This is a genomic window from Amycolatopsis circi (assembly GCF_003385235.1).
GTDB classification, from domain to species: domain Bacteria; phylum Actinomycetota; class Actinomycetes; order Mycobacteriales; family Pseudonocardiaceae; genus Amycolatopsis; species Amycolatopsis circi.
In genome coordinates this window covers 48,955-74,986 of the sequence record NZ_PQIA01000016.1, presented here as the reverse complement: position 1 = coordinate 74,986, position 26,032 = coordinate 48,955, and the positions used below count along the sequence as shown (strand labels likewise).

General features: G+C 69.8%; 25 protein-coding genes. 14 read left to right on the top strand and 11 right to left on the bottom strand.

Annotated elements, in window-relative coordinates; all coding sequences use genetic code 11:
• Positions 1–33: 33 nt before the first annotated feature.
• Positions 34–1,020 carry an aldo/keto reductase gene (locus D0D37_RS09090; protein ID WP_116200095.1) on the top strand — a complete coding sequence of 329 codons (987 nt, stop codon included), beginning with the start codon at positions 34–36 and terminating at the stop codon, positions 1,018–1,020.
• Between the two features lie 43 nt (positions 1,021–1,063).
• Here the strand turns inward: D0D37_RS09090 and D0D37_RS09085 are convergent, their stop codons facing one another.
• Positions 1,064–1,666 carry a TetR/AcrR family transcriptional regulator gene (locus D0D37_RS09085; RefSeq protein WP_116200094.1) on the bottom strand — a complete coding sequence of 201 codons (603 nt, stop codon included), beginning with the start codon at positions 1,664–1,666 and terminating at the stop codon, positions 1,064–1,066.
• Positions 1,667–1,758: 92 nt separating this feature from the next.
• Between D0D37_RS09085 and D0D37_RS09080 the strand changes: the two genes are divergently transcribed.
• The 4 genes from D0D37_RS09080 (at position 1,759) to D0D37_RS09065 (ending at position 7,945) form a co-directional block, all read left to right on the top strand.
• Positions 1,759–3,282 carry an FAD-dependent oxidoreductase gene (locus D0D37_RS09080; RefSeq protein WP_116200093.1) on the top strand — a complete coding sequence of 508 codons (1,524 nt, stop codon included), beginning with the start codon at positions 1,759–1,761 and terminating at the stop codon, positions 3,280–3,282.
• A gap of 186 nt (positions 3,283–3,468) precedes the next feature.
• A complete protein-coding gene (locus D0D37_RS09075; RefSeq protein WP_116200092.1) occupies positions 3,469–4,425 on the top strand; it encodes a serine protein kinase RIO in 957 nt (318 codons plus the stop codon).
• 320 nt (positions 4,426–4,745) lie between these two features.
• Positions 4,746–6,467 carry a DEAD/DEAH box helicase gene (locus D0D37_RS09070; protein ID WP_116200091.1) on the top strand — a complete coding sequence of 574 codons (1,722 nt, stop codon included), beginning with the start codon at positions 4,746–4,748 and terminating at the stop codon, positions 6,465–6,467.
• A gap of 311 nt (positions 6,468–6,778) precedes the next feature.
• Positions 6,779–7,945 (top strand): 8-amino-7-oxononanoate synthase, encoded by a 1,167-nt coding sequence (locus D0D37_RS09065; protein WP_116200090.1) that lies wholly within the window; start codon positions 6,779–6,781, stop codon positions 7,943–7,945.
• On the opposite strand, the gene D0D37_RS09060 is transcribed toward D0D37_RS09065, so the two are convergent.
• Positions 7,942–8,373 carry a GNAT family N-acetyltransferase gene (locus tag D0D37_RS09060; protein WP_116200089.1) on the bottom strand — a complete coding sequence of 144 codons (432 nt, stop codon included), beginning with the start codon at positions 8,371–8,373 and terminating at the stop codon, positions 7,942–7,944. The two genes, D0D37_RS09065 and D0D37_RS09060, sit on opposite strands and share 4 nt — an antisense overlap.
• A 19-nt stretch (positions 8,374–8,392) precedes the next feature.
• A complete protein-coding gene (locus tag D0D37_RS09055; RefSeq protein WP_116200088.1) occupies positions 8,393–9,211 on the bottom strand; it encodes a S1 family peptidase in 819 nt (272 codons plus the stop codon).
• Positions 9,212–9,383: 172 nt separating this feature from the next.
• Between D0D37_RS09055 and D0D37_RS09050 the strand changes: the two genes are divergently transcribed.
• The 3 genes from D0D37_RS09050 to D0D37_RS09040 all read left to right on the top strand — a co-directional run bounded on the left by D0D37_RS09050 (position 9,384) and on the right by D0D37_RS09040 (position 12,073).
• Complete coding sequence (locus tag D0D37_RS09050) at positions 9,384–10,244, top strand: M15 family metallopeptidase (protein WP_208719873.1); 861 nt, start codon at positions 9,384–9,386, stop codon at positions 10,242–10,244.
• Between the two features lie 70 nt (positions 10,245–10,314).
• Positions 10,315–11,709, top strand: coding sequence for a mycothione reductase (locus tag D0D37_RS09045; RefSeq protein ID WP_116200086.1), 1,395 nt, complete (start codon positions 10,315–10,317; stop codon positions 11,707–11,709).
• 100 nt (positions 11,710–11,809) lie between these two features.
• Positions 11,810–12,073, top strand: coding sequence for a hypothetical protein (locus D0D37_RS09040; protein WP_116200085.1), 264 nt, complete (start codon positions 11,810–11,812; stop codon positions 12,071–12,073).
• A 53-nt stretch (positions 12,074–12,126) separates the two neighbouring features.
• On the opposite strand, the gene D0D37_RS09035 is transcribed toward D0D37_RS09040, so the two are convergent.
• The gene (locus D0D37_RS09035) at positions 12,127–13,410 is read right to left on the bottom strand and encodes a CynX/NimT family MFS transporter (RefSeq protein WP_425266913.1); all 1,284 of its coding nucleotides are present in this window, start codon (positions 13,408–13,410) and stop codon (positions 12,127–12,129) included.
• Positions 13,411–13,458: 48 nt separating this feature from the next.
• Here D0D37_RS09035 and D0D37_RS09030 point away from each other — a divergent pair, with 48 nt between their 5' ends.
• Positions 13,459–14,133, top strand: coding sequence for a FadR/GntR family transcriptional regulator (locus tag D0D37_RS09030; protein ID WP_162834130.1), 675 nt, complete (start codon positions 13,459–13,461; stop codon positions 14,131–14,133).
• A 44-nt stretch (positions 14,134–14,177) separates the two neighbouring features.
• On the opposite strand, the gene map is transcribed toward D0D37_RS09030, so the two are convergent.
• The 3 genes from map to D0D37_RS09015 all read right to left on the bottom strand — a co-directional run bounded on the left by map (position 14,178) and on the right by D0D37_RS09015 (position 17,489).
• Complete coding sequence (gene map / locus D0D37_RS09025; RefSeq protein WP_116200084.1) at positions 14,178–15,035, bottom strand: type I methionyl aminopeptidase; 858 nt, start codon at positions 15,033–15,035, stop codon at positions 14,178–14,180.
• 41 nt (positions 15,036–15,076) lie between these two features.
• Positions 15,077–15,931 (bottom strand): GNAT family N-acetyltransferase, encoded by an 855-nt coding sequence (locus tag D0D37_RS09020; protein WP_116200083.1) that lies wholly within the window; start codon positions 15,929–15,931, stop codon positions 15,077–15,079.
• Positions 15,932–16,163: 232 nt separating this feature from the next.
• Positions 16,164–17,489, bottom strand: a complete 1,326-nt coding sequence (locus D0D37_RS09015; protein WP_244223445.1) for a glycoside hydrolase family 27 protein — start codon at positions 17,487–17,489, stop codon at positions 16,164–16,166.
• A gap of 235 nt (positions 17,490–17,724) precedes the next feature.
• Between D0D37_RS09015 and D0D37_RS09010 the strand changes: the two genes are divergently transcribed.
• A complete protein-coding gene (locus D0D37_RS09010) occupies positions 17,725–20,349 on the top strand; it encodes a fibronectin type III domain-containing protein (protein ID WP_116200081.1) in 2,625 nt (874 codons plus the stop codon).
• 45 nt (positions 20,350–20,394) lie between these two features.
• Here the strand turns inward: D0D37_RS09010 and D0D37_RS09005 are convergent, their stop codons facing one another.
• Complete coding sequence (locus D0D37_RS09005; protein ID WP_116200080.1) at positions 20,395–21,330, bottom strand: GlxA family transcriptional regulator; 936 nt, start codon at positions 21,328–21,330, stop codon at positions 20,395–20,397.
• 71 nt (positions 21,331–21,401) lie between these two features.
• Between D0D37_RS09005 and D0D37_RS09000 the strand changes: the two genes are divergently transcribed.
• Positions 21,402–21,737, top strand: coding sequence for a cupin domain-containing protein (locus D0D37_RS09000; protein ID WP_116200079.1), 336 nt, complete (start codon positions 21,402–21,404; stop codon positions 21,735–21,737).
• Positions 21,738–21,786: 49 nt separating this feature from the next.
• Here the strand turns inward: D0D37_RS09000 and D0D37_RS08995 are convergent, their stop codons facing one another.
• Both D0D37_RS08995 and D0D37_RS08990 read right to left on the bottom strand, forming a co-directional pair.
• Positions 21,787–22,179, bottom strand: coding sequence for a VOC family protein (locus D0D37_RS08995; protein ID WP_116200078.1), 393 nt, complete (start codon positions 22,177–22,179; stop codon positions 21,787–21,789).
• An 81-nt stretch (positions 22,180–22,260) separates the two neighbouring features.
• Positions 22,261–23,457, bottom strand: coding sequence for a helix-turn-helix domain-containing protein (locus D0D37_RS08990; RefSeq protein ID WP_116200077.1), 1,197 nt, complete (start codon positions 23,455–23,457; stop codon positions 22,261–22,263).
• A gap of 116 nt (positions 23,458–23,573) precedes the next feature.
• Here D0D37_RS08990 and D0D37_RS08985 point away from each other — a divergent pair, with 116 nt between their 5' ends.
• Positions 23,574–23,837, top strand: coding sequence for a hypothetical protein (locus D0D37_RS08985; protein WP_167493512.1), 264 nt, complete (start codon positions 23,574–23,576; stop codon positions 23,835–23,837).
• A gap of 16 nt (positions 23,838–23,853) precedes the next feature.
• Here the strand turns inward: D0D37_RS08985 and D0D37_RS08980 are convergent, their stop codons facing one another.
• Positions 23,854–24,669, bottom strand: coding sequence for a helix-turn-helix domain-containing protein (locus tag D0D37_RS08980; RefSeq protein WP_116200076.1), 816 nt, complete (start codon positions 24,667–24,669; stop codon positions 23,854–23,856).
• 75 nt (positions 24,670–24,744) lie between these two features.
• Between D0D37_RS08980 and D0D37_RS08975 the strand changes: the two genes are divergently transcribed.
• Together D0D37_RS08975 and D0D37_RS08970 are read left to right on the top strand one after the other, a co-directional pair.
• Positions 24,745–24,999, top strand: coding sequence for a hypothetical protein (locus D0D37_RS08975; protein ID WP_116200075.1), 255 nt, complete (start codon positions 24,745–24,747; stop codon positions 24,997–24,999).
• Position 25,000: 1 nt separating this feature from the next.
• Entirely contained in the window at positions 25,001–26,029 is a 1,029-nt protein-coding gene (locus D0D37_RS08970) for a DUF2891 domain-containing protein (RefSeq protein ID WP_116200074.1), read from the top strand.
• Positions 26,030–26,032: the final 3 nt, after the last annotated feature.

The following is a 26,032-nucleotide window of genomic DNA, read 5'->3' as shown; positions in this document are numbered from 1 at the left end:
CCAAGGACAGCATCCGGCGCAGAAGGAGCGAACATGACCGACGTCCCGACCCGAAACCTCGGCGGCCTGACGGTTTCCGCACAGGGCTTGGGCTGCATGGGAATGAGCCACGGCTACGGCGCGACCGACGACGCACAGTCGATCGAGACGCTGCGCCACGCCGTCGACCTCGGGGTGAATTTCCTTGACACGTCTGATTTCTACGGCTCGGGCCACAACGAGGAACTGATCGGCCGCGCGATCGCTGACCGTCGTGACGAGGTAGTGCTGGCCACCAAATTCGGCATCGCGAACCGCCTCGGCGAACCGACCCAAGTCCGCGGCGACGCCGCCTACGTCCACCAAGCCTGCGACGCCTCGCTGCGGCGGCTCGGCCTCGATCACATCGACCTGTACTACCTGCACCGCGTCGATCCGGACGTGCCGATCGAGGAAACCGTCGGCGCGATGGCGGAGCTGGTGCAGGCCGGAAAAGTCCGGCACCTAGGGCTTTCCGAAGCGAGCGCGCAGACCGTCCGGCGCGCGCACGCGGTGCACCCGATCGCCGCGCTGGAAAGCGAATGGTCGCTGTGGACCCGCGACCTGGAAGCGGAAATCGCACCGACCTGCCGTGAACTCGGCATCGGCCTCGTCCCGTTCTCCCCGCTCGGCCGCGGTTTCCTGACCGGCCGCTACCGCTCCACCGAAACGATGGCGGACGACGACGTGCGGCGCTACCAGCCCCGTTTCGCCGACGGCAATCTCGGCCGGAACCTCGCGATCGTGGCGAAACTGGAGGAGCTGGCCACCGCGAAGGACGTCACGACCGGACAGCTGGCGCTGGCGTGGGTGCAGGCGCGCGGCGAGGACGTGGTGCCGATCCCGGGCACGCGGCGGAAGCAGTACCTGGAGGAAAACCTCGCGGCCCTGACGGTCGAGCTGACCGCCGACGACCTCGCCGCGATCGAGGCCGTCGCCGCGCCGGAGAACTTCGCGGGCGAGCGCTACGACGCGGCGCATCTCGCGTTCGTCAACCGCTGACCTGCTTTGAGGCGGCGCTGGACACCGACGAGCCAGCGTCGTCTCACCCGCCGACCCCGCGCTCCACCGCGTCGAACGCTCGCGTCAACCGCTCCCGATGCGACTCCGCCAGCTCAGCCAGGTCCTCCCCCGCGAGCCGACGCTGGATCGTCTCCACCGCGACCGTCCGGTAAGCCGCCACCACCAACGCGGCAATCAACGGCGCGTCCCCGGAAAACCGCGCGTCCGCGGCGAATTCCGCGGCCAGCTCGGCCTCTATCTCGTACCCGAACGCCCGCAGCCGCGCGATCAGCGCGGGCGACTCGGCGACCGTCCGCATCAGCGGCCCGACGTCCCCGCCAAGGCCGGACAGCACGTGGGGCTCTTCCGCCAGCGTCAGCGCGAACTGCCGGAGCGCGTCCACCGCGCCGCCGGTCCGCTCGCGGACCGCGGCGCGCACCAGCTCGATCGCCTCCGGCAAGCGGTCCAGCAGCAGGTCTTCCTTGCGCTCGAAGTGCGAGAACACCGTCACCTTCGACACCCCGGCCGCCGCGGCCACCTCGGCGATCGTGACCTCGTCGAACCCGCGTTCCAGGAACAGCCCGGTCGCGACCTCGGCGATCCGCGCCCGCGTCCTGGCCCCGCCCCGATCCCCGCGATTGGGCATGAGTCTCCCCTTCCGTGCTACGTTTACCCAGTAAGCTTACTCAGTAAGCACACTTGGTTAAGCCATCGAGCAAGGGTAAAGGGGAGTGCGTCGTGGAGCGGACCGAGGTGATCGTCGCCGGGGCCGGGCCCACCGGGCTGTTCCTCGCCGGGGAACTCGCGCTGCGCGGGGTGGGAGTGACCGTGCTGGACCGGCTGCCGGAGCCGGACCTGAACATCAAGGCCGGATCGGTCAACGTCGCGAGCGCCGAACTGCTCGACCGGCGCGGCCTGCTGCCCGCGGCGGAGGCGGCGCAGCGGCGATTCCTCGCGTCGGTCGGCAAATTCGGCCCGACGGTCGAGGCCGCCAAGCGGGGCGGCCGCCGGTTCCTCGCCGCCGGGCACTTCGCCGGTTTCCTGTTCGACAACGACCTGATCGACCAGAGCGACCCCGTGCTCGCCGCGCACCGGGCGGTGTCGAACGGGCTCGGAGTGCCGCAGCAGGAGGTCGAGCAGATGCTCGCCGAACACTGCGCTCAGCTCGGCGTCGACGTCCGGCGCGGCGTCGAGGTCCACGGCGTGCGGGCAGGCGACGAAGCCGTGACGGTCGAGACGAGCGCGGGCGAATTCACCGCGGACTGGCTCGTCGCGGCCGACGGCGGGCGCAGCGTCATCCGCAAACAGCTCGGCATCGAGTTCGACGGCACTGACCCGGAAATGACCGGCTACCAGGCCATCGCCGACTTCGAAGACGCGAGCGGCCTGCGCCCCGGCTGGACCTGGACGCCGAACGGTGTCTACGCGTACGGCCCCGTCCCCGGCCGGATCTTCCTCAGCCGGTTCCGGAAGCCGCCGCAGGACCGCGACGCTGCGGTGTCGGTCGAAGAACTGCAGGAAGCCGTCCGCGACGTCACCGGAGTCCCGGTCACCATCACCGGAATCCACGGCCGGGCAACGCGGTTCACCGACCACACGCGCCAGGCCCGGCACTACCGCCGCGGCCGCGTGTTCCTGGCCGGCGACGCGGCGCACGTCCACTCCCCGCTCGGCGGACAGGGCCTGAACCTCGGCCTCGGCGACGCGGCGAACCTCGGCTGGAAACTCGCCGCGACCGTCCGGGGCTGGGCTCCGGCGGGACTGCTCGACACCTACGAAACCGAACGCCGCCCGATCGGCGCGGCGGTGCTCGACTGGACCCGCGCCCAGGTCGCGCTCCTGCGCGGCGACGAACGCACCGAGCAGCTGCGCAAGATCGTCGGCGGCGAACTGCTCCGGGTGCCTGCCGCGATGAACCGGATCGTCGCGCTGTCGTCCGGAATCCTGCAGCACTATGACGTGTCCGACACTGCCGACACTGCCGCCGCTCCGGTCGGCTCGATCGCCGGGGACGTCGAGCTGACGTCCGGAACCCGCCTCGCCGACCACGCGCACGACGGCCGGTTCGTGCTCGTCGACCGCTCCCCTGACGGCCGCTTCGCCGTGTCCGGCTTGGCCGATCGGCTCGCCTACGTAGCCGATCCAGCCGACGAACCGAGCCTCCTCGTCCGGCCGGACGGAGTGATCGTGTGGGCGAGTTCGGGGGACGACGACCAGAAGCTCCTCGACGCCGCCCTCGCGCGCTGGGCGGGCGCGAAATAAATCAGTTGCGCGGTTTCGGGGCGGGCGGCAAGGTGATCAGCGTCCGGCGGGGTGCCGCCGGCTGCCGGAAGAACGGGAGGTGCGTCGTGGAGATTGTCCGGGCGCTGTCCTGCCCTCTTCCGCCCGCCCGCCTCGGCTAGAGCACGCGCTCGCCCGGTGGGCACCCTGAACTAGGAGAACCCACCAGTGCGCGAGCACGATTTCGACGAATTTTCCGACGCCTCCGACTACTCCGACCGCCGGATGCGCCGCCGCCCCCGCTACGACGACGGACCGGCCCCGGCCCGCCGGGGACGGCTCACCGAAGCCGAACGAGTCCGGCTTTCCCAGCTTCGCGAAGACGCCTACACCGAAACCGAACTGCCCGACGGCGCCGACCGGTGGACCAACTGGGACGACGCCGACCAGGGCCCGCATCCGCGGCCGGACTGGGTGGTCACGGAACTCGGCGCGGTCGACACCGACCTCGGCGTGCTCAAGACCGGCAAGGAAGCGGATGTCCATCTGCTGCGCCGCACTCTTCCCGGCGAAGACGGCGTTCTGCTGGCGGCCAAGCGATACCGCTCAGACGAGCACAAGCTGTTCCACCGCGACGCGGGCTATCTCGAGGGCAGGCGGATGCGCCGGTCCCGCGAGATGCGCGCGATGGCCGGGCGCACCTCGTTCGGCCGCAACCTGATCGCCGAACAGTGGGCGGTGGCGGAGTTCGCCGTCCTCAGTCGCTTGTGGACGATCGGCGCGCCGGTGCCGTATCCGGTGCAGCGGCACGGCACCGAGATCCTGCTGGAATTCCTCGGCGCACCCGACGGCACCGCCGCGCCCCGGCTGGCGCAGCTGCGGCCCGAAGCCGACGAGCTGGCCGATCTGTGGGAGCAGACCGTGTCCGCGCTGGAACTCCTGGCGGGACAAGGGCTCGCGCACGGCGACCTGTCCGCGTACAACCTCCTGGTGCACGAAGGCCACCTGATGGTGATCGACCTTCCCCAGGCGGTCGACGTGATCGCGAACCCGCGCGGCCGGGAATTCCTGGCCCGAGACGTCGCGAACCTCGCCGGCTGGTTCCACAGCCGCGGACTGTCCGAACAGGTCACCGACACCGATGACCTGGTGCGGGAACTGGAAAACGCGGCCGGGCTCGGCTGAGCGGACGGGCGGGGCCGCGGGTGTGCGGCAGCGCACACCTGCGACCCCGCCCACAACCGTGCACCTGGGTGCGCGGCAACCGCGATCTCTCAGGTAGAGTGTGTCAAGACCGCAACGGCGGCGTGGATGAGTTGGTGTCCGTCGCCTCCACAGTCCGCAGAAGGACTCGCGGCCATCCGAAGCAATTTCCGTCGGTGTGCCAGGCCATGGCCAAGCGCACCGGGTCCGTCCCTGTGAACGCCCATCGCCACACCATCTTGCCCTGCCTGCGCGCGGGCAGCCCGGGCCTCCTTGTGACGTGCCACGTCCGAGAGGCATTTGTGACGATCACGTACGACTCCGGCCAGTCCGCCCGCTCCCGAGCGGGCCGCCCCGAGCGCAAGCCGCGGCACCGGCCGGCCGGTGGAGACGTTCTCCACGACGACACGGTGGAAACCCCCGCCGTGAAGACCTTCGCCGAGCTGGGCCTGCCCGAGCCGCTGCTGCGGGCGCTCGCCGAGGCGGGCATCGACGCTCCGTTCCCGATCCAGTCCGCGACCATCCCGGACGCGATGGCCGGCCGCGACGTGCTGGGCCGCGCCCAGACCGGGTCCGGCAAGACGCTGGCCTTCGGCCTGGCCATCCTGGCCCGGCTCGACGGCGGCAAGGCCCGCCCGAAGCGCCCCCGCGCGCTCGTGCTGGTGCCGACCCGCGAGCTGGCCATGCAGGTGGCCGACTCGCTGACCCCGCTGGCCAAGTCGCTGGGCCTGTGGTGCCGCACCGCGGTCGGCGGCATGTCCTTCGGCCGTCAGGCCGAATCGCTCGCCCGCGGCGTCGACCTGCTGATCGCCACCCCGGGCCGGCTGTCGGACCACGTCCGCCAGGGCACCGCCTCGCTCGGCGACTGCAACTTCATCGCGCTCGACGAGGCCGACCAGATGGCCGACATGGGCTTCATGCCGCAGGTCCGCGAGATCATGGACCTGACCCCTCCCGGCGGGCAGCGGCTGCTGTTCTCCGCGACGCTCGACGGCGACGTCGACAAGCTGGTCCGGCAGTACCTCGCCGACCCGGTCACGCACTCGGTCGCGCCGTCGACCGCGAGCGTCACCACCATGGACCACCACCTGTTCCAGGTGTCGCACTCGGACAAGCAGGACATCATCACCCGGATCGGCGCCCGCGAGGGCCGCACGATCATGTTCGTGCGCACCAAGCACCACGTGGACCGGCTCACCGAGCGGCTGCGCGAGAGCGGCGTGCACGCGGTCGCCCTGCACGGCGGCAAGACCCAGGGCCAGCGCAACCGCGTCCTCTCCGACTTCAAGGAAGGCCACGCGGCGGTGCTGGTGGCCACCGACGTCGCCGCGCGCGGCATCCACGTCGACAACATCTCGCTGGTGCTGCACGTCGACCCGGCCGCGGACCACAAGGACTACCTGCACCGCGCGGGCCGCACCGCCCGGGCGGGCGCGTCCGGCATCGTCGTCACCCTGGTGACGCACGACCAGCGGCGCACCGTCCGCCGGATGACCGACCGGGCCGGCGTCCGCGCCGAGACCACGATGATCCGCACCGGCGACGGGGGCGAGGACCTGTCCCGCATCACCGGCGCCCGCGAGCCGAGCGGCGAGCCGGTGGTGGAGCGTCGCCGGGAGTCCCCGCGCCGTTCCGGCGGCCGCGGCTTCGGCGGCGGCGACCGCGGCGGCTTCCGCGGCTCGCGTGAAGGCGGCGGCTACCGCGGTTCCCGCGAAGGCGGTCGCGGCGGCTACGGCTCGCGTGAAGGCGGCGGCGGTTACGGCTCGCGTGAAGGCGGCGGTTCCCGCGAAGGCGGCTACAACCGTGGCTCGTACGAGGGCCGGGGCTCCCGTGAAGGCGGTTACGCACGCGAAGGCGGCTCCTCGCGCGAAGGCGCTCGCGAGGGCGGCTACGCGCGTGAAGGCGGCGGCTACCGGGAAAACCGCGGCGGCGGTGGCGGTTACAGCCGCAGCCGTCAGCAGTCGCGCTCCGGCGGCAGCTTCGGTCGCCCGAGCCGTGGCCCGCGTCGCGGACACGACGCCTGATTGACGTCTGAACACTGAGAACGGCCCCGCTTCGGCGGGGCCGTTCTTCGTTTCCGGGCAGGTTTCGCCTGCCGAGCCGGGCCGCACACCGCAACGGCCAGCCCCGGGCTCACCGCCGGTCCGCACCCCGGGAGTCACGCCCGGCGCAGCGGTCATTGCCAAGCAGGTCTCGCTCGCCAGGCCACGCCCCGCCGACCAGCCGAGCCCGAAGCGGCCACCCGAACCTGGTTTCCGTTGCCGCGTCACGCTTCCCGTCGTTCCGGAGCCGGGGGCGGCAATCGCGGCCGTCAGCCGGATGCGACACTGCCTGAGTGACTGACACTCCGCCGCTGCCGCCTGAGAACGTCTTCGACTGGCTCGAGACCGAAGGCCAGCGGCGCGCGGAAGCAGGTCTCTCCCAGCGGATGAACCCGCGGCCCGCGCAGCATCCCGCGCTCGATCTCGCGGGCGACGACTACCTCGGCTTCGCCCGCGACAAGCGCGTCGCCGGTGCCGCCGCCGCGGCCGCGTTGCGCTGGGGCGCCGGAGCGACCGGATCGCGCCTGGTCACCGGGTCCACCGAACTCCACGCGGAACTCGAACACGAGCTGGCCCGGTTCTGCGGAGCCCAAGCGGCGCTGGTGTTCTCCTCCGGATTCACCGCGAACCTCGGCGCGGTGACGGCGCTGTCCGGGTCCGAATCGGCGATCGTCACCGACAAGTACGTGCACGCGTCGCTGGTCGAAGGCTGCCGCTTGTCCCGCGCGGACATCGCGGCCGTCGAGCACTCCACGCCGTCGGCGATCAAGCACGCGCTGACCACGCGCCGCAAACCGCGCGCGATCGTGGTCACCGACTCAGTGTTCTCCGCGGACGGCGAACTCTCGCCGCTGGCCGAACTCGCCGACATCTGCCGTGCGCACAGCGCCGCGCTGGTCGTCAACGACGCACACGGCTTCGGCGTACTCGGCGAAGGCGGCCGGGGCGCGGTGCACGCCGCAGGACTGTCGTCCGCGCCGGACGTCGTCACCACGCTCACGCTCTCGAACGCCCTTGGCGCGCAAGGCGGTGCAGTCGTCGGCCCGCGCCGCGTGATCCGGCATCTCGTGGACACCGCGCGCAGCTTCATCTTCGACACCGCCCTCGCTCCGGCGAGCGCCGCCGCCGCGCTGACCGCGTTGCAGGTGCTCAAGTCCGAACCGGACCTGCCGGCGAAGGTCATCGAGAACGCCGGGAACCTGGCGATGGGACTCAAAAACGCCGGTCTGCCGGTCGATCTGCCGGAAGCCGCCGTGGTCGCCGTGCGGACGCCGTCGCCGCAAGCAGCCACCGCGTGGGCGGAAGCCTGTGCGGAGCAAGGAATCCAGGTCGGCTGCTTCCGCCCGCCCGCGGTGCCGGACGGCGTTTCCCGGCTGCGCCTCACCGTCCGCGCGGATCTGTCCGAAGCGGACGTCGACCGCGCGGTGAAGGTGATCGCGGCGACCGCGCCCCGCGGCTAACCCGGGCGGCGCATGGTGACGTGCGGGATCCCGTCTTCCAGGAACTCCTCACCCGCAACGACAAACCCGAACCGCGCGTAAAGCCCCTGCGCATACGTCTGCGCGTCCAACACGAACGACCCCACCGCACCATCCAGCGCGGCCGCCATCAACTGCGCCGCCAAACCCTGACCCCGCGCCGACTTCGCCGTCACCACCCGGCCGATCCGCGACCCGCCGCCCGGCTCGGCCAGCACGCGCAGGTAAGCCAGAATCTCCGTCTCGGAAGCCAGCCACAGATGCCGTGTCTCCGGAAGCAGATCGCGGCCGTCGATGTCCGCGTACACGCAGTCTTGTTCCACCACGAACACCTCCGACCGCAGCCGGAGAATCTCGTACAGGTCGGCAGCGGCGAGGTCAGGCCCGGCGGCGCGGTGCAGAGTGGTCACCCGCCCTGCTTAACACAGCTCAGCCCAACAACCGTGCCTGGGATTGCGCGGCGATGTCGTCGGAGAACTGCGAAACCCGCGTGTACACCCCGGGCTTGCCCGGCTTTCCGCATCCGTCGCCGAAGGACACGATGCCGATCAACGTGTCGCCCTCGACGAGCGGGCCGCCGGAATCGCCCTGGCACGCGTCCTGGCCGCCCTGCTGGTAGCCGGCGCACACCATGCTCGCCGGGTCGTAGGTGTCGTAGGCCGATTTGCAGCTGGAGTCGCTGACCAGCGGCACCTGGGCGCTGCGCAGCACGTCCGACCGCTGTCCGCCCTCGGACAGCCGTCCCCAGCCGAGCACCGTCGCCTGCGTGCCTTCCGCGTACAGCGACTGGTCGTTCTTGCCCGCGAGCTTCGCCGCGCGGTAGGGCAGCCGCCCGCGCACGGTGAGGACCGCGACGTCGTCGCCCTTGGTCGGATCGCTGTAGTCCGGGTTCACCCAGACCCGCGAGACGCCGAGTTCCACGCCGTTGTCGGCGCGCTTGTCCTGGCGGCCGGCGACCACGTGGACCGACGACGCCGGCATGGCCTTCGCGCAGTGCGCGGCGGTCGCCACCGCGGACGGGCTCACGATCACCGCGCCGCAGAACTGCGAACCGCTCTGGTCGGTCAGGTACACCGCGTACGGGTGGTCGGCCAGCGAGGCTTCGCTGCCGCCGACGATCCGGGGCTGCGCGTGCGAACCCGGGTCAGCCGGCGTCGACGCCCAGGCCGAGCCGACCGGGACCGCGATCGCGGCGGCGAGCAGCGACCCCGCCGCGAGCAGGACCGGACGACGGAACTTCGCGGGCATGGGCTTTCCCTTCATCGGCACTACGACAGCACGGCCTGGACGCGCACGGGAATCAGCCGACTCCGGCGCGTGCACACAAGGCCGCGATTACCCTAAACGGGCCAAGCCCAAAACGGTGTCACTGAAACGGGTGGACTCTCTATACACCGAGCGCATTCGATTAAGTGGAGTCATGCGACGGAAAACAGCCGCGACGGCCGGCGCGCTGGCGGTCTTCTTGCTGGCCGGATGCGCCCCGAGCACCCCCGCGGCTCCCCCGCCGAGCCCGTTGAGCGCGCCGTCGGCACCGCCCAGTCCGACACTTCCGGCAACTCGGACAGCGACGAGCGCGCCCGCCGTCACCTGGCAGGTGGGTGCTCGTCCGCTGCCGCTGCGCCCGGACGGCTTCGGCGAGATCCGGCCGACTCCACCCGAACTGGTGAACCGCTCGCTGCCGACTCAGGATTTCCTGCCGCCGCCGACGAGCACGACGTACACCGCGAAGATCGCCGACGTCCCCGACACCGTGCTCAAGCGCAGCACCTGGCAGGCCGCGTGCCCGGTGTCGTCGGCCGACCTCCGCTACGTCACGCTTTCCTTCTGGGGCTTCGACCATCGCGCGCACACCGGTGAGCTGCTGGTCAACAAGGACGCCGCCTCGGCGGTCGTGAAAGCGTTCAGCGAGCTGTACGCGCAGCAGTTCCCCATCGAGGAAATGCGCATCACCTCCCCCGCCGAACTCGACGCGCCGCCGACCGGCGACGGAAACGACACCAGCGCGTTCGTCTGCCGTCCGATGCGCGGGCAGAAGAACTGGTCCGCGCACGCGTACGGGCTCGCGGTGGACGTCAACCCGTTCTGCAATCCCTACACAAAGGACGACCTCGTCGTCCCGGAGCTGGCGTCCGCCTACGTCGACCGCGCGAACGTGCGGCCGGGGATGGTCACCGCCGGCGGCCCGATCGTGCGCGCGTTCGCCGGAGTGGGCTGGCAGTGGGGCGGGGCGTGGAAGTCGCCGGTCGACCGGATGCATTTCACAGCCAACGGCGAGTGATCCGGGAACACCGGGGCGGGCGTCCGGGGTTGACTAGGCTGGCAGCAGACCGCTTTCGGGAAGGACCGCCGTGCCGCACTACGACCTGGTGATCATCGGGACCGGATCGGGAAACTCGATCCTCGGACCGGAGTTCGCCGACCTCCGGACGGCCATCGTGGAGAAGGGCGTGTTCGGCGGAACCTGCCTGAACGTCGGCTGCATCCCGACGAAGATGTTCGTCTACGCCGCCGACGTCGCCGCGACGCCCGCGGGCAGCTCGCGCTTGGGCGTGGACGAGGAGCTCACCGCGGTCCGCTGGCCGGACATCCGCGACCGGATCTTCGGCCGGATCGACCCGATCGCCGTGGGCGGCGCGGAGTACCGCGAGAACCACGAGGACAACCGCAACGTCGACGTCTACCGCGGCGAGGGCCGGTTCACCGGCATGAAGGAGCTGCGCGTCAGCTTCCCCGACGGCCGTCCGGACGAGGTCGTCACCGCCGACCGGTTCGTGCTCGCCGCGGGCGCGCGCCCGGTGATCCCGGACGTGCCGGGGCTGGCCGAAACCGGCTATTACACCTCCGACACGATCATGCGGCTCGACGCCTTGCCCGAACGAATCGTCATCCTCGGCGGCGGGTACATCGCGGCGGAGTTCGCGCACGTCTTCGCGTCGTTCGGCGTGGCGGTGACGGTGGTGAACCGCTCCGGCGCGCTGCTGCGGCAAGAGGACGCGGACGTCAGCGCGCGGTTCACCGAACTGGCTTCGCAGCGGTTCGACGTCCGGCTGGACCGCAAGACGGTTCGCACGCGCCGCACGGACAACGGGGTCGCGCTGGATCTCGAAGGCCCGCAGGGCGCCGAGACCGTCGAGGCCGACCTGATCCTGGTCGCCACCGGCCGCAAGCCGAACTCGGATCTGCTCGACGTAGGGGCCACCGGCGTCGCCACCACCGAAAGCGGGCACGTCGTGGTGGACGACTACCAGCAGACGTCCGTCGAGGGCATCTACGCGCTCGGAGACATCTCGTCGCCCCTGGAGCTGAAGCACGTCGCGAACCACGAAGCCCGCGTGGTGCAACACAATCTGGCGCACCCAGACGACCGCATCAAGGCCGACCACCGCTTCGTGCCGCACGCGGTGTTCACGTCGCCGCAGGTGGCGTCGGTCGGGCTCACCGAGGCGGAGGCGACCGAGCGCGGACTGTCCTTTGTGGTCTCGAAGCAGGACTACGCGGGCATCGCCTACGGCTGGGCGATGGAGGACACCACCGGTTTCGCGAAGCTGCTGGCCGACCCGGCGACCGGGCAGCTGCTGGGCGCGCACATCATCGGACCGCAGGCGTCGACGGTGATCCAGCCGCTGATCCAGGCGATGAGCTTCGGCCTCGACGCGCGGACGATGGCGCGCGGGCAGTACTGGATCCACCCGGCGATGCCGGAACTGGTGGAGAACGCGCTGCTGAACCTGCCGCTGGACTGACTCCGGGGCTACCCAGAGTGGACCGCGCGGGCGGCGATTCCCGAATCGGGTAACAAGGATGTCGCGTTGTTACTGTTCTCGCGGAGGTGCGGGGACTGACATGACCGACATGATCGCCGGGGAAATCGTTGTGGCCGCTGAGGATCTGGCCGCTCGCTGGAGCGAAGTCACGGATCTCGAGCTGATGTTCGCCGCGCGGCGGGCGGAGCTGGGGACGACGGCCGCGACACAGGCATTGCTGGAGGAGCTTCGGGCGAAGCCGTCAGAATGGGCCGTGGAATGCCTCGCGGTCGCGGTGGCCGCGCTCGACGACGTCCGGCGCACGGGGCAGCTTCCGGAGCCGATTCTGGCGCAGCTGCAGTAAAAGCTCGTGAGTGTTTATCCCGGTTCTAACCGGGACAAACACTCACGAGCCCCCTACACAAACCGACGCCGCCCAGCCAAGGCCCCGAACACCATCTGCGTCAGCATCACCACAAGCAGCACGATCAACGACACCGTCCAACTACCCGTCGCGTCGTGCAGCAGCCCGAACACGAACGGCCCCACCGCGGCCAGCAGATACCCGAACCCCTGCGCCATTCCCGACAGCCGCGCCGTCTCGGCACCGCTGCGGGCGCGCAGCGCGATCACCGTCAGCGCCAGCGAGAACACACTCATCCCGATCCCGAGCAGAACGCTCCACAGCAACGGCGAGAACCCGGGCGCGAGCACGAGGCCGAGCATCCCGGCCGCACCGAAGACGCCCATTCCGACGATCCACGGGCTCTGGCTCTTCTGCCGCGCCGCGATCGGCGGGATCACCAGGCTGATCGGCACCGCGATCACCGAGATCAGGCCGAGCAGCAGACCGGCGTCGGCCTTGCTGACGCCCGCGTCGATGAACACCTGCGGCAGCCAGCCCATCACGACGTAGGCGATGAACGACTGCAGGCCGAAGAAGATCGTGACGATCCACGCCAGCGGGCTGCGCATCAGCGACCGGGCGCGAGCGGCACCGGCGGCCGGACGTGGCGGGCGGCCCGCGCCGCGCGAAGCGATCAGCCAGGCCACCAGAGCGATCGCCGACAGCACGCCCCACGCGCCGAGCGCGGCACGCCAGCCGCCGAAAGCGGATTCCAGCGGCGGGCTCAGCGCGGAACCCGCCGCGCCGCCGCCCTGCAGCGCCGCGGTGTAGACGCCGGTCATGAGCCCGACGCGAGCAGGGAACGAATCCTTGATGACCACCGGGATCAGCACGTTGACCAGCGCGATCCCGGCGGTGGCGATGAGCGTGCCGCCGAGCACGACGTACGGTCCGTCGAGCACCCGCACCGCCAGGCCCGCGGTCAGCACCGCCAGCGCGAGCCCGATCGCCGGGCCGATGCCGAGGCGGCGCGACAGCACGGGCGCGGCCAGCCCGGCCCCGGCGAAGCAGAGGCCGGGCAGGGTCGTGAGGATGCTCGCCCACACCGCGGACGCGCCGAGGCTTCCGCGCATTTCCGCGAGCAGCGGGCCGACGCTCGTGATCGCCGGCCGCAGGTTCATCGCCGTCAGCACCACCGCGACCGCCAGCAGCACGCCGCCGGCCACCACGCCCGGCCGGCTCGAGCTCGAACCGGAGGGCACCTCTTCCTCGAGGCTGCCTTCCAGTTCGAGCTCGAGCCGGTCGGAATAGGTGGCGGTGGACACGGCTGCAGAGTCTCGGGAATCGGCGGACATGTGCGCTACTATCGCATACGTAGGATGATTGGATGAAGGGATCAGGCTGTGCCGTTGGCCACCACCCGCCGCGCCGGACTCGTCGACCAGGTCATCGACCAGCTGCGCGAGGCGGTCACCGCCGGAGAATGGCCGATCGGGCACCGGATCCCGACCGAGCCGGAGCTGTCCGCGCAACTGGGCGTCGGGCGCAACACGGTCCGCGAGGCCGTGCGCGCGCTGGCGCACACCGGGATCTTGGAAGTCCGCCAGGGCGACGGCACGTACGTGCGCGCGACGAGCGAGGTGTCCGGCGCGATCCGGCGGCTGTGCGGGACGGAACTGCGCGAGGTGCTGCACGTGCGCCGGCTGCTGGAGGTCGAGGGCGCTCGGCTGGCCGCGACCGCGCGCACTGAGGAAGACGTGGCCGAGCTGCGCGTCCTGCTCAACCGGCGGGACACCGACTGGGACGAGGGCCGCCTCGACGATTTCGCCCGCAGCGACGCGGAATTCCACCAGGTCGTCGTCCGGTGCGGGCACAACGGGCTGCTGCTGGAGCTGTACCGCGGCCTGATGGAGGCGATCACCGCGAGCGTGGCGTCCACTTCGGACAATCCGGAGCACGCGGAGATGATCCGGCACCGGGAGCTGGTGGACGCGATCGAAGCGCGCGACGCCGACCGGTCGGCCGCCGAAGCGGCGGGATTCCTGGACGAGCTGATCGCGCGCGCGGAAGACTTGTGAGTGTTTATCCCGGTTCTAACCGGGATAAACACTCACGACGAGCCTTACGGGAGCGTTAGGATCTCCGCGCCGTTAGCAGTGACGACCAGGGTGTGCTCGAACTGGGCGGTCCACTTCTTGTCCTTGGTGGTGACCGTCCAGCCGTCGTCCCACACGTCGTAGTCGATGGTGCCGAGCGTGATCATCGGCTCGATCGTGAAGGTCATGCCCTCTTCGATCAGCGTCGACACCGAGGGCTCCTCGTAGTGCAGCACCGTCGGCGCGGTGTGGAACGCCGGGCCGACGCCGTGGCCGGTGAAGTCGCGCACCACGCCGTAGCCGAACCGCTTCGCGTACGCCTCGATCACGCGGCCGATCACGTTGAGCTGACGGCCGGGGCGGACCGCCTTGATCGCGCGCGCGGTCGCCTCGCGGGTGCGCTCGACCAGGAGCCGCACCTCCTCGGAGACGTCGCCGGCGAGGAACGTCGCGTTGGTGTCGCCGTGCACGCCGCCGATGAAGGCCGTCACGTCGATGTTGCAGATGTCGCCGTCCTCGATCACGGTCGAGTCCGGGATGCCGTGGCAGATCACTTCGTTCAGCGAGGTGCAGCACGACTTCGGGAAGCCGCGGTAGCCGAGCGTCGACGGATAAGCGCGGTGGTCAAGCAGGAACTCGTGCACCACCTTGTCGACGTCGTCGGTGGTCGCGCCGGGCTTGACCGCCTTGCCGCCCTCTTCGAGCGCCTGCGCAGCGATCTTCGACGCGACCCGCATCGCCTCGACGACCTCGGGCGTGCGCACTCCGTTGCCGGTGTCCCGTTTCGGCGCCGGCCGGTCCACGTACTCGGGGCGGGCGATGTCGGCGGGGACGGCACGGCGCGGCGTCTGGACGCCGGGCTTCAACGGGGCGCGAACGGACATGTCCCCAGACTACGACGTCACTCGATCGCGGTGCAGCCAGCTCAGAACAGCACGGTCGCGTACTGCCCGACCTGCTGGAACCCGATCCGCCGGTAGGCCGCCAGCGCGGGCGCGTTGAAGCCGTTCACGTACAGGCTCGCGGTCCGGCCGAGGCCGTGGACCAGGCGATTCACCACCGCCGCGGTGCCCGCGGTGCCGAGCCCGCCGCCGCGCCGGTCCGGATGCACCCACACGCCCTGGATCTGGCCGACCCGCGCGGACATCGCGCCGATCTCGGCCTTGAACACGACCTCGCCGTCCTCGAACCGGGCGAACGCGCGGCCGGTGGAGATCAGCTCGCTCACCCGGGCGCGGTAGCTGGCTCCGCCGTCGCCCGCGCGCGGGTCGACGCCGACCTCCTCGATGAACATCGCCACCGCCGCGGGCAGGTAGCGGTCGAGTTCGTGCGGGCGGACGGTGCGGACCTGCGGGTCGGCGGGCACCAGCGGGTCGCCTTCGAGCGCCATCAGCGGCTGGTCGCCGCGCACCTCGCGGGCCGGTCCCCATTCCGACGACAGCTCGTCCCAGAGCCCGAGCACCTGCGGCGCGGGTCCGACGAGCGAGGAGCAGGTGCGCTGGCGGCGCAGCGCCCGGTCGGCGAACGACCGCAGCGCCGAAGCGTTGCCGCGCAACGGGATCAGGTTGGGTCCGGCGAAGCACAAACCGGTGAGCCGTCCGGCGCGCACCGTACGGGCGTCGGCCGCCCACAGCTCGCCACCAAGACGCCACGGGTCGAGACCGGCCGCCTCGACCCGGGCGCTAACCATGCAGCTGCCCACCGGGTCGGCGGCGAGTGCAGCGCGCACCGCCGGATAGTCCCGATCGTCGAGCAGCCGTGCACCTGCAAGCCGCAACACGGGGTCCAGAGTGCCAGATGAACCGGGTGAACGGAACGCGAGCCGGCCGACACGCTGAGATGAACGGCCCTCGCACCCGAACGGCGGCGCCCCGGAGGGCTCCGCCACCGACGGTGCTCGAACCGGGCGCGCACGCCGAAGCGCTCCGGAGGCACCCCGCCCGGGCGCCTCCGGAGTTGTCCCCTGGAGTCCGTGAAGGTTCCCCTCACGGACGGCTGGAACGTCCGCAGGCTCAGTGATGACGCGGAACCAGGTGCAGCAGCCGCGAAGCGTGCGGTGCGAGCGTCGCGGTGAAACTGTCCCGGCTCACCCCCAGGTTCCGATGCGTCCACAGATCCCGCACGGCAGCCGGGCCGCGCAGCTCCAGGTCCTGCCACGACGCCGTCACCGGAGCCTCCGTCGAGCCCAGGTTGAACAGCGCGACTGTCACCCCGCCACGGCCGTCGGGGCTGAACCACACCTGCTGCTGCGTCTCCTGCGAAACCGGGCGTGCCGGTCGGCCTGCCTGGTCGACGGCCAGCACCTCGCGGTTGGTGAGCAGTTTCAGGTCGTCCGGATCGAGTTTGGTCAGGTCGGTGCCGAGCAGCAGCGGCGAGGCTTCCATCGCCCACAGCGTCATGACGCTCTGCCGCTCGTCCGGGGTGATGCCGTTCGCGTCGCCGTTGCCGATCTCGATGGAGTCCAGGTCGTTCCAGTGGCCGGGGCCCGCGAAGCCGGTCCACTTGGGAGCGTCGGCGAAGCGCAGCTTGACCCGCACGTCCCAGTTCGTGAGGCCGACGCAATGCGAGTAGCACTCGATGTCGCCCTCGATCCGCCAGCCGTTGCTGTAGCGCTGCCAGGTCGCGGCCTCGGCGATGCTGAGCGAGTTCGACAGTTCCAAGTGGATCGGACGGCCGGTGGCCCCGATCGCCGCGTGCCACTGCCGGATGTCCTCGCGGTTGTCCGCGGGGATCTTGCCGCCGCCGGGGCCGACGAAGTCCATTTTGATGTAGTCGACGCCCCACGACGCCAGCTGCCGCGCCTGCGAGCGGACGTATGCGGCCGCGCCGGGCTTGCTGAAGTCGAGCTTGGCGGATTTGTCGTCCGCGGTGTTGCCCGCGCCGGGCATGACGATGTCGTGCACTCGGTACGGCGTGCCCTCGATCGGCGAGTCCGCCGCAACCGCTTGCGCGGGGACGCCGGGCACCAGGTAGATGCCGAATTTCAGGCCGCGCTGGTGCAGGTACCGGGCCAGCGAGGCGATGCCGTTCGGGAACTTCTTCGGATCAGGAGCGACGCGGCCGAACTCGTCGACGTGGTCGTTCCAGCCCGCGTCGATGTTGATGTACCGGTAGCCGTAGGCGGCGAGCCGGTCGTGCATGACGTCGGCTTGGGCCTTGATCGTCTCCTCGGTGAACTTCCGGCGCAGCGCGCTCCAACTGCTCCAGCCCATCGGCGGCGTTCTCGCCACCGGTGTCCAGGACTCGATCGACTGGCTGTCCGCCGCCGCTGTTCCGGCCAGCGGTCCCAAGAGCACCGCTACCGCCGCGGCCAGCACACCGATCCGACTTCGCTTCATCGCGACCACCTCTCCCGGGGATCGCTTCGTTGTACGCGCGCCAGACCTCGGGCAGCAATGATTCATCGGATCACTGACCGCTAACCGGGACGAAACCCGCCGACCGGGTCAACCCTGTTCACCACCGTGAATGCTCGGAATATCCCCGCGGATCCTCTCGACACGGTCGCGAATAGATCCTATCTTTCTTGCGGCGCGGACTCGCGTCGTTCACTGGCGAACACGGAGGTCCCGGATGAAGCTCAGACCAGCGCGCCCGAACGGGAGGCGCGCACTGGGGCTGGCCGCGGCGGTGCTGACCGCGACCGCGCTGCTGCCCGCTGGTGCGGCCGCCGCGTGGCCGGGCAACCAGGACGTGTACGTCTCGCCGTGGGGCAACGATTCCGGGTCTGGCGCCGTCTGGTCGCCGGTGCGCACGCTCCCCCGCGCCCAGCAGTTGGTCCGGCAACGTGTCGCGCACCTGAACTCCGACCTGACCGTGCACGTCGCCTCCGGCACCTACCGGCTCGACAAACCGCTAGAACTCGACGCGGCCGATTCCGGCTGGAACGGCCATCGGGTCGTCTGGCAGGGCTCGCCGGGCACCGTGGTCAGCGGCGGCAAGCAGGTCAGCGGCTGGCATCCGGTCGCCGGACGGCCGGGCCTCTACTCCGCTCCCGCGCCCGCTGGGCTGGACAACACCCGCCAGCTGTACGTCGACGGCGTCCGCGCGCAGCGAGCGTCCGGACGGCTTCCGGTGAGCGTGAAGGCGACCGATACCGGATACACCGCGTCCGCGGACACCATGGCGCACTGGCGAAACCCGAGCGACCTCGAACTGGTTTACACCAGCGGCGAGGAGCTGTGGAACGTCGAGCGCAACGGCCTCGGCCAGTGGACCGAGCCGCGCTGCCCGGTCGCTTCGGCGACGGGCACGACGATCACCATGGCGCAGCCGTGCTGGGACAACTCCACCCGCCGCGTGATGTTCGCCGACATCCCCGGCCGTTCGGTCAACATGGTCGGCCCCGGCGATCTCACCAACGGACGCCAACCGTCCTATGTGGAGAATGCGTTCGAGCTGCTGGACACTCCCGGCGAGTGGTACCTCGACCGCTCCGCGCACACCGTGTACTACCTGCCGCGCAAGGGCGAAAACCTGCACTGGGCCGACGTCGAGATGCCCGCGCTGGAGAAGCTCGTGGACGGCCGCGGCACCGCTGAGAAGCCGATCCACGACATCTCCTTCCGCGGCATCCAGTTCTCCTACGCGACCTGGCTCGAACCGTCGTCGCCGGAAGGCTTCTCCGAAATCCAGGCCGGCTACCGGATCACCGGCGAACGCGGCTGGGCCACGCAGGGCCTGTGCCAGTTCACGCCCGGCGGTTCCTGCCCGTACGCGGACTGGACGAAGGAACCCGGCAACGTCTCGATGTCGCACGGGCACCGGATCGAGTTCCAGGACACCGTGTTCGCGCACCTCGGCGCGGCCGGTCTCGACCTCGGCGAAGGCGCGCAGGACAGCAGCGTGTCCGACAGCGTGTTCACCGACATCTCCGGCAACGGCGTCGAAATCGGCGGCGTCAGCAAGCCCACCGCGGCTGGCGCGGACCTGACCACGCGGGTCAAGGTGACCAACAACCACCTGTACGGCATGCCGCGCGAATTCACCGGCGGCGTCCCGATCGTCAACGGGTATTCGCAGGACAATGTCGTGTCGCACAACCAGATCGACCACGTCGCGTACTCCGGCATCTCGATGGGCTGGGGCGGCTGGCCGGACAAGATCAAACAGGCCGCGACGCCGAACGTCTCGCGCAACAACGTGGTGTCGGACAACCTGATCCACGACTACATGCTTTCGCTGGACGACGGCGGCGGCATCTACACCCAGGGCATCACCGGCCCGTCGCAGGCCGAGGGCGAGAAGGTGACCGGGAACGTCATCTACGACCAGTGGGGTCTCGGCAAGTCCGTCTACACCGACAACGGCTGCACCTACGAAACCGTTTCCGGCAACGTGCTTTACCACGCGGCGTACGCCAACGTCGCCTCCACGCACGTCGACTACCGCGACTCGCTCGGCAACAACGACCCGACCGTCATCTCCGAAAACTACTGGGAGCAGGGCGATCCGGACGGCAACAAGAAGGGCGTCATCACCTCGGGCAACCACCTGCTGAACAATCCGGCCGCCGCACCGAAGTCCATTGTGGACAACGCGGGCATCGAACCGGGCCACCGCTCGGTGCTGAACCGCCGGATCGACGGCGCGTCCGCTCCGCAGGCACCGACGCGGATCGGCACCTTCTCGGTGTCCGGGCAGCTGTACGCGACCTGGAACCCGACGGTCGCGGAAAACGGTGCGCCGGTGCAGGATTACCTGCTGACCGCGTCGGACGGCAAGCACAGTGTCACGGCTTCGGTGTCTGCCAAGGACTTCGCGCGCACCGGGTACACGGTGATCCCGAAGCTGACTGATGGCCAGACGTACACGGTCACGGTCGCCGCACGCAACCGATACGGGACTGGCCTGCCTTCGCTGCCATCGGCACCGGTCACCGTCGGACAGCCGGGCACCCAGCCCGCTGCCGCTCCGACCGGGGCGAAGGCGCTGCCGAGCACTGACGCGGCGAGCATCCACTGGACGCCGCCGAAGGAAACCGGGTCGACCCCGGTGATCGGCTACCGGATCACCGTGTCCGACGGCCGCACCATCGAGGTCGTCGGCCGCGACACGATCGTCAGCCAGCCCACGCAGAAGGGCCTGACCCGCGTCGTGGACGGGTTGAAGTCCGGGACCGCGTACACGTTCACGATCGCGGCCGTCACCGGAACCGGTGTCGGCCCCGCGGTGACGGTGCAAACCACCACCGCGTAACCCGGTGATCGGCGCGTACTGGACCTCCCTGCCGGTACGCGCCGATCACCCTATTCGGAACGCCCTGCGATACGCCCCCGGCGTTGTCCCGACCTGCGCCCGGAACCGACGTCGCAAGTTCACCGCCGACACCAGACCGACCCGCGCCGCGATCGCGTCCACCGGCAGGTCCGTCTCCTCCAGCAACCGCCGCGCCTCCGCCACCCGGCGCGACAGCAGCCACGCACCCGGACTCGTCCCGAGCTGATCCGCGAACCGGCGGGCCAGCGTCCGCGGCGAAATCCGCAAGCGGGCAGCCAAATCCTCGACCGACAACGGCGTCCCCAACCGCTCCCCCGCCCAGTCGAGCAATCCGTCCAGCGCATCCGCGGACGCTTGCGGCGGCGCGTATTGCACTTGCCCGCCCTCGCGATGCGTCGGCATCACCATGTGCCGCGAGATCAGCGCCGCGTGCGCCGCCCCGTGATCGCGCCGGACCAGGTGCAAGCACAGGTCGATGCCCGCTCCCGCACCCGCGCTCGTGGCGACGTCGCCGTGGTCCACGTAAAGCACGTCCGGTTCCACCTGCACTTCCGGGAAATCCCGCTGCAACTGGTCGATTCGCGCCCAGTGCGTCGTCGCCGTTCTTCCGTCCAGCAGCCCGGTCTGAGCCAGCGCGAAGACGCCCGAGCAGATCGTGACCAACCGCGCTCCTCGTTCATGCGCGCGCAGCAACGCCCGGCGCACCTTCGGCGAAAGCGGCGTCTCGACCGGCAGCCAGCCCGGAATCAGCACCGTGTCGGCCGTGGCGAGCTTGGAAAGCCCGCTGGACACGTGCATCGCATATCCGGCCGACGTCGGCACCGGACCGGGATTCTCGGTGCACACCTCGAATTCGTAGTGCTGCGGCACCCCGACCCTGGTCGTGCCGAACACTTCGACGCCGCAGCCGAGTTCGAACGTCGACTGCACCGGCTGGACGAGAGCCACCACGCGATGCATGGCAAGAAAGTACCCTATGACGTCTTTCCTGACACTGTCCCGCGTTCGCCAGTGCGGTCAAGCTGGAACCCATGCACCCCGAAATCCTTGCCCAGCCGGGCTACACGTCGGTCCCGGTCGACGAAGCCCCGGTGAAGGACCTGTTCCCCGGCATCCGCCTCCGTCCGCTGTGGACCGGCGAAAACGGCGCGCACGCCAACGTGGTCGAATTCGACCCCGGCAGCACGTGGCCCGAACGCGACGTGCACGAGCCCGGGTCCGAAGAAGTCTTCGTCGTGTCCGGCGTCTTCAACGACGGCGCCCGCGACTACCCAGCCGGCACGTTCATCCACGCCCCGGCTGGCTCCTGGCACGTGCCCGCGACCGAGACTGGCTGCACCTTGTTCGTCTTCTATCCCGAGGGTTAGTCGTGAGCGCCTATCCCGGTTCTAACCGGGATTGCCACTCACGAGGCCCCTACGCACCCCGGTAACTCCCGACCGTCCAGGCGTTCCCCTCCGGATCGCGGACGGTGAACGTGTGCGAGCCGTAGTCGGTGTCGTGCAGCTCCATGCTGATTTCGGCACCGGCTTCGCGCACGCGGGCGTAGATCTCGTCTACGCGATCCGAGACCACGTACACGGCGCTGGTACCAGGTTTCATCTCGTCGTGCACGCCGTCGGCAGGGCCGCCGCAGCTGCCCAGCATCACGGCACCGCCTTCGGGCCAACGGAGTTCGGCATGCGCGACACCGTTCTCGCCGGGTACCACGAGGGTCTCTTCGAAGCCGAGAACGTCCGTGAGGAAACGGATCGCGCCGCGGGCGTCGTTGTAACGGAAGGCTGGCCAGACGGTCGGTTGTGGAGTCATACCACCGATTCTGCGGCGGCGGACTTCGTCTCGTCTTGGAGAAACGGGAGCTGGAGCGTTGAGAACGCGAGCCGCAGCGGTTCAGATGCGGATGCCTGCCCACCGGGCGAACCCGGCAAGCGATTCGGTGGCGCGGCGCTCGGACGCGACGAGCATCCGCACGGTCTCCGCGACTGAGGGATGGTGCCGGGTCGCGTTCGGTGCTGCCTCTTTCGCCGCGTTCAATTCGGTGAGGGTCCGCTCGCGGTCACCGTGAAGCATCCACGCGCGAGCCATGTCGATGTGGTGGTGCCCGACCCGCTCCGGACGATGCGGGTCGACCACCTCGACAGTGGAAGCGCGCCGGACAGCTTCGGTGCCGTTGTAGTTCTCGACCGGTGTCGCGCACCAGTGAACGACTATGTTCGTCGTGCTGGCATCCACTCCGTAGTAAGGAGCAGCCGGTGGCCGGAACTCGCTGGCATAAGAGCGCGCCTCGCCGACGTAGTCGTCAGCCTCGGTCGCGTCTCCGGCACGGGCAGCGAGGATCGCCGAGCGCAAGTCCAGCTGGATCGCCACAGCACGACCGTTCGTGCTGGTGCCGATGTGTTCGCGAGCGCGGTCGAGCAGGCGGAGACCGTTGCGGTAGTCGCCATGCTGCAGATAGCGCGTGCTGCGGTGGTACGCGCTGATGGCGATCCGCAGCGGGTCTCCGGTACGCGGGGCGAGCTGAACGTGCAGCTCGGACGCGATCGCGGCGAGATCGGCTTGCCGGAAGCGTCCGGCGACGGTCGCCGACATCCGATAGGCGTCGTGCAGCACGGCGCGGCCCAGCTCTCCGGCACGACCGGGCTCGTCGGCGAGAACGTATAGGTGGTGCAGGAGGTTCGGCAGCTCCGACAGCACGTCGGCGTGGTGAAGCGCCACTAGCTTGTCCGAAGCAGCGACAAGCCGGGCGGTGACGTCGTCGAGGGCGAGCGCGTCGCCTTCAGGACGTGGCTCGTCGTAAGCGTCGAGCGCGCTGCGCAGATCGGCGATGCCCGAGGATTGCTGACTCGGCTCGTCCAGCACCTCGTTCTCGCTCGTTCCGTAGAGCGTGGAGACCTTGATGCCGAGCGCACGTGCCGCGCCCGCGACAAAAGCGGCGCTAGGCGGTTTCACGCCCTGCTCCACCTTTTTGACCAGTGAGTACGAGAAGCTCATGCGCTGCGCCAGCTGACGCTGGTCGAGTCCCTTGAGCTTGCGGGCACGTTTGAGCCTCTCGGCAACACTGTCTCCGGGCTGCTCGGGGCCGTCCATGCGAGGCGCTCCTGCCGTGAGCCTGCGGTGTCCCTTTGGTGCTCCTCCAGCGTAGCAATCGCTCTTAGCCTCACGGTGGTGACTGTCAGCTACGAAGCCTGTCGGAAAGAGCACGGATGCCAGCGTTGATCTACGTCAGCCTTGACCACCTCCACCCGGTGATCGACGGGGTGTGGCACCGGGCCTGCTTTGTCACTTTCCCGGTGCCGGGTGAAGCAATCACCACCTTGTGCGGCGAAACCGCCGCGGTGTTATTCGAGCCGTCGAGCGAACGCCGCCAGTTCGGACCACCGGCTCAGTGCCCGTTCTGCGACGTGAACTACCGGCGGTCGCGCCAGATGACCATTCCGAAAGGACACCCTGGCTTGATTCCGCGCTAGCAGCTGCGCGCCACGCTCAAACGGAAACGTCATCGTCGGTCTGCTCACTCAGCGCCGGGAGTTCCTCCGCCATCCACGTCCGCGGCGAGCAACCCGCCAGCGCGCGCCACTCGTTCGAGAAGTGCGCCTGGTCGTAATACCCAGCGGCATAAGCAATCCCAGCCAGATCACGGTGCCCAGTACGCAGCAACCGAACCGCGCGCTCGAACCGCAGCACGCGCGCCGCCTGCTTCGGGGCCAGCCCCAGTTCGGCGCGGAACCGCTCCCCCAGGTGTCGACGACTCCAGCCGACCTCGTTCGCCAGATCGCCGACCCGCAGCTGCCCGCCGCTGCGGCGCAGCTCGTGCCAAGCGCGGTCCAGCTCCGGCGGCTGCTCGGCAGGCTCGACCGCCCGCGCGGCCAGTACCTCGTCGAGGATCGCGAACCGGGTGCGCCAATCCTCCGCCGAGGCCAGCCGGTCCGGCAGGCGGGCGAGGTCGCTGCCGAAGTCGGCCAGGTCGGTTACCCGGCCGGTCAGCTCGGCGGCGGTGACGCCCAGCAACGTCCGCGCCCCCAGCGGATCCAGCTCCAGCTGCACTCCTCGCTGCACCCGGTCCTGCGTGATCAGCGCGGGTTCGGTGTGCAGGCCGCCGACCACACTCTGCAGCGCTCCCGCGCCAGACAGCCCCGCGTACCGGATCGGCTCTTCAAGGCTGATCACGAGCGTGATGTGCCGCGAGGGCAGCCCGCGGTGCACTTCGAGGGTGACGTTCTCCTGCGCGTACCCGACATAGCGCGTGACCAGGCCCCGCAGCACCGGATGCGGCGGACGGGCGGCCCAGCTGTGACTCACGGGACCAGGCTAGCCCCGGGCACCGACGAATTCTGCTACCACGGGAGAGCGGTCCCCACGATGAGGAGAAGCCCGATGACGATCCAGGAACAGGCGCAGCAGCTCGAACTGCTGGCCGACCAGGTGCCGACCGGCATCGCCCTCGCCACCAAAGGCGAGTTGGAAGATCTGCAGGCGCAGGTGCTCGGCCTGCTCGGCGAAACCGGCACCGCGACCGCGGTCCAGGGTTCGGTGCAGATCGCGATCCGGCAGATCGACGAGGTCGCGGCCTCGCTGGAGAACGTGCGGATCCAGATCCGCGAAGCCGCGCAACACCACCTGCGCGGCTGACATGACCGCACTGCTGGCCGCACACGCCGGTGAGTTCGCGGAGATCGCGCTGACGAACATCGTGCGCGAGTATCCGCACTACGAGAGTCACTGGCGCACCGACGACACTCCCGTCCCGCCGATCCGCGAGCTGCACCCGTGCTTCTACGGCAGCTTCGACTGGCATTCGTGCGTGGAAATGTTCTGGGTGCTGGCACATCTCCTGCGCCGCTACCCGTCCCTCGTCCCCGCCGACGAGATCCGTGCCGTATTGAACGCGCACCTGACCGAACCCGCGTTGGCCACCGAAGCCGCGTACTTCGCGCCGGAGCACCACCGGACGACGCAGCGACCGTACGGCTGGTCGATCCTGCTGGCGTTGACGATGGAAACCGCCACCTGGGACGGCCCGGACGCCGCGCGCTGGTCCACGGCACTCCAGCCGTTGAGCAGGCTTTTCGTGACCCGCTTCCTCGACTGGCTGCCAAAGGTCACCTACCCGATCCGCTACGGGCTGCACGAGAACGGCGCTTTCGGGCTCGCTCGCGCACTGCCGTACGCCGACTACCTGGCGTCCCGCGGTGAACCGCAACTGCGGGAGGTGCTCACCGAAACGGCCTGGCGCTGGTTCGGCTCAGACCGCGATTACCCCGGTGCCTGGGAACCGTCCGGGGCCGACTTCCTCACCCCCGCACTGGCCGAGGCCGAGCTGATGAGCCGTCTGATGACCGCCGCCGATTTCGGTGCCTGGCTGGAGGCTTTCCTGCCCGGAATCGCCGACCGGAACCCGGCGGCGTTGTTCACTCCGGCGGTGGTGACCGATGCTTCCGACGGGTTGATCGCCCATCTGCACGGGCTCAACCTGCACCGCGCTTGGTGCTGGCGGCGGATCGCTGGGGCTTTGCCGAGTGGGGACGGCCGGGTTGCCGTGATCGACGCGAGTTCTCTGGAGCATGCGGAGGCCTCGCTGCCGCAGGTGACCGAGGGGCCGTATGCGGTGGAGCATTTCCTGGCCTACTACGCGCTTCTCCTGCTCAGCGACGCCGAATAGAGG

Excerpts from the sequence above, each read along its gene's own strand:
- D0D37_RS09090 (WP_116200095.1), top strand. The coding sequence starts at position 34 with ATGACCGACGTCCCGACCCGAAACCTCGGCGGCCTGACGGTTTCCGCA.
- D0D37_RS09085 (WP_116200094.1), bottom strand. The coding sequence starts at position 1,666 with ATGCCCAATCGCGGGGATCGGGGCGGGGCCAGGACGCGGGCGCGGATC.
- D0D37_RS09055 (WP_116200088.1), bottom strand. The coding sequence starts at position 9,211 with ATGCCCGCGAAGTTCCGTCGTCCGGTCCTGCTCGCGGCGGGGTCGCTG.
- D0D37_RS09050 (WP_208719873.1), top strand. The coding sequence starts at position 9,384 with ATGCGACGGAAAACAGCCGCGACGGCCGGCGCGCTGGCGGTCTTCTTG.
- D0D37_RS09040 (WP_116200085.1), top strand. The coding sequence starts at position 11,810 with ATGACCGACATGATCGCCGGGGAAATCGTTGTGGCCGCTGAGGATCTG.
- D0D37_RS09035 (WP_425266913.1), bottom strand. The coding sequence starts at position 13,410 with ATGTCCGCCGATTCCCGAGACTCTGCAGCCGTGTCCACCGCCACCTAT.
- map (WP_116200084.1), bottom strand. The coding sequence starts at position 15,035 with ATGTCCGTTCGCGCCCCGTTGAAGCCCGGCGTCCAGACGCCGCGCCGT.
- D0D37_RS09015 (WP_244223445.1), bottom strand. The coding sequence starts at position 17,489 with ATGAAGCGAAGTCGGATCGGTGTGCTGGCCGCGGCGGTAGCGGTGCTC.
- D0D37_RS09010 (WP_116200081.1), top strand. The coding sequence starts at position 17,725 with ATGAAGCTCAGACCAGCGCGCCCGAACGGGAGGCGCGCACTGGGGCTG.
- D0D37_RS09005 (WP_116200080.1), bottom strand. The coding sequence starts at position 21,330 with ATGCATCGCGTGGTGGCTCTCGTCCAGCCGGTGCAGTCGACGTTCGAA.
- D0D37_RS09000 (WP_116200079.1), top strand. The coding sequence starts at position 21,402 with ATGCACCCCGAAATCCTTGCCCAGCCGGGCTACACGTCGGTCCCGGTC.
- D0D37_RS08995 (WP_116200078.1), bottom strand. The coding sequence starts at position 22,179 with ATGACTCCACAACCGACCGTCTGGCCAGCCTTCCGTTACAACGACGCC.
- D0D37_RS08990 (WP_116200077.1), bottom strand. The coding sequence starts at position 23,457 with ATGGACGGCCCCGAGCAGCCCGGAGACAGTGTTGCCGAGAGGCTCAAA.
- D0D37_RS08985 (WP_167493512.1), top strand. The coding sequence starts at position 23,574 with ATGCCAGCGTTGATCTACGTCAGCCTTGACCACCTCCACCCGGTGATC.
- D0D37_RS08975 (WP_116200075.1), top strand. The coding sequence starts at position 24,745 with ATGACGATCCAGGAACAGGCGCAGCAGCTCGAACTGCTGGCCGACCAG.
- D0D37_RS08970 (WP_116200074.1), top strand. The coding sequence starts at position 25,001 with ATGACCGCACTGCTGGCCGCACACGCCGGTGAGTTCGCGGAGATCGCG.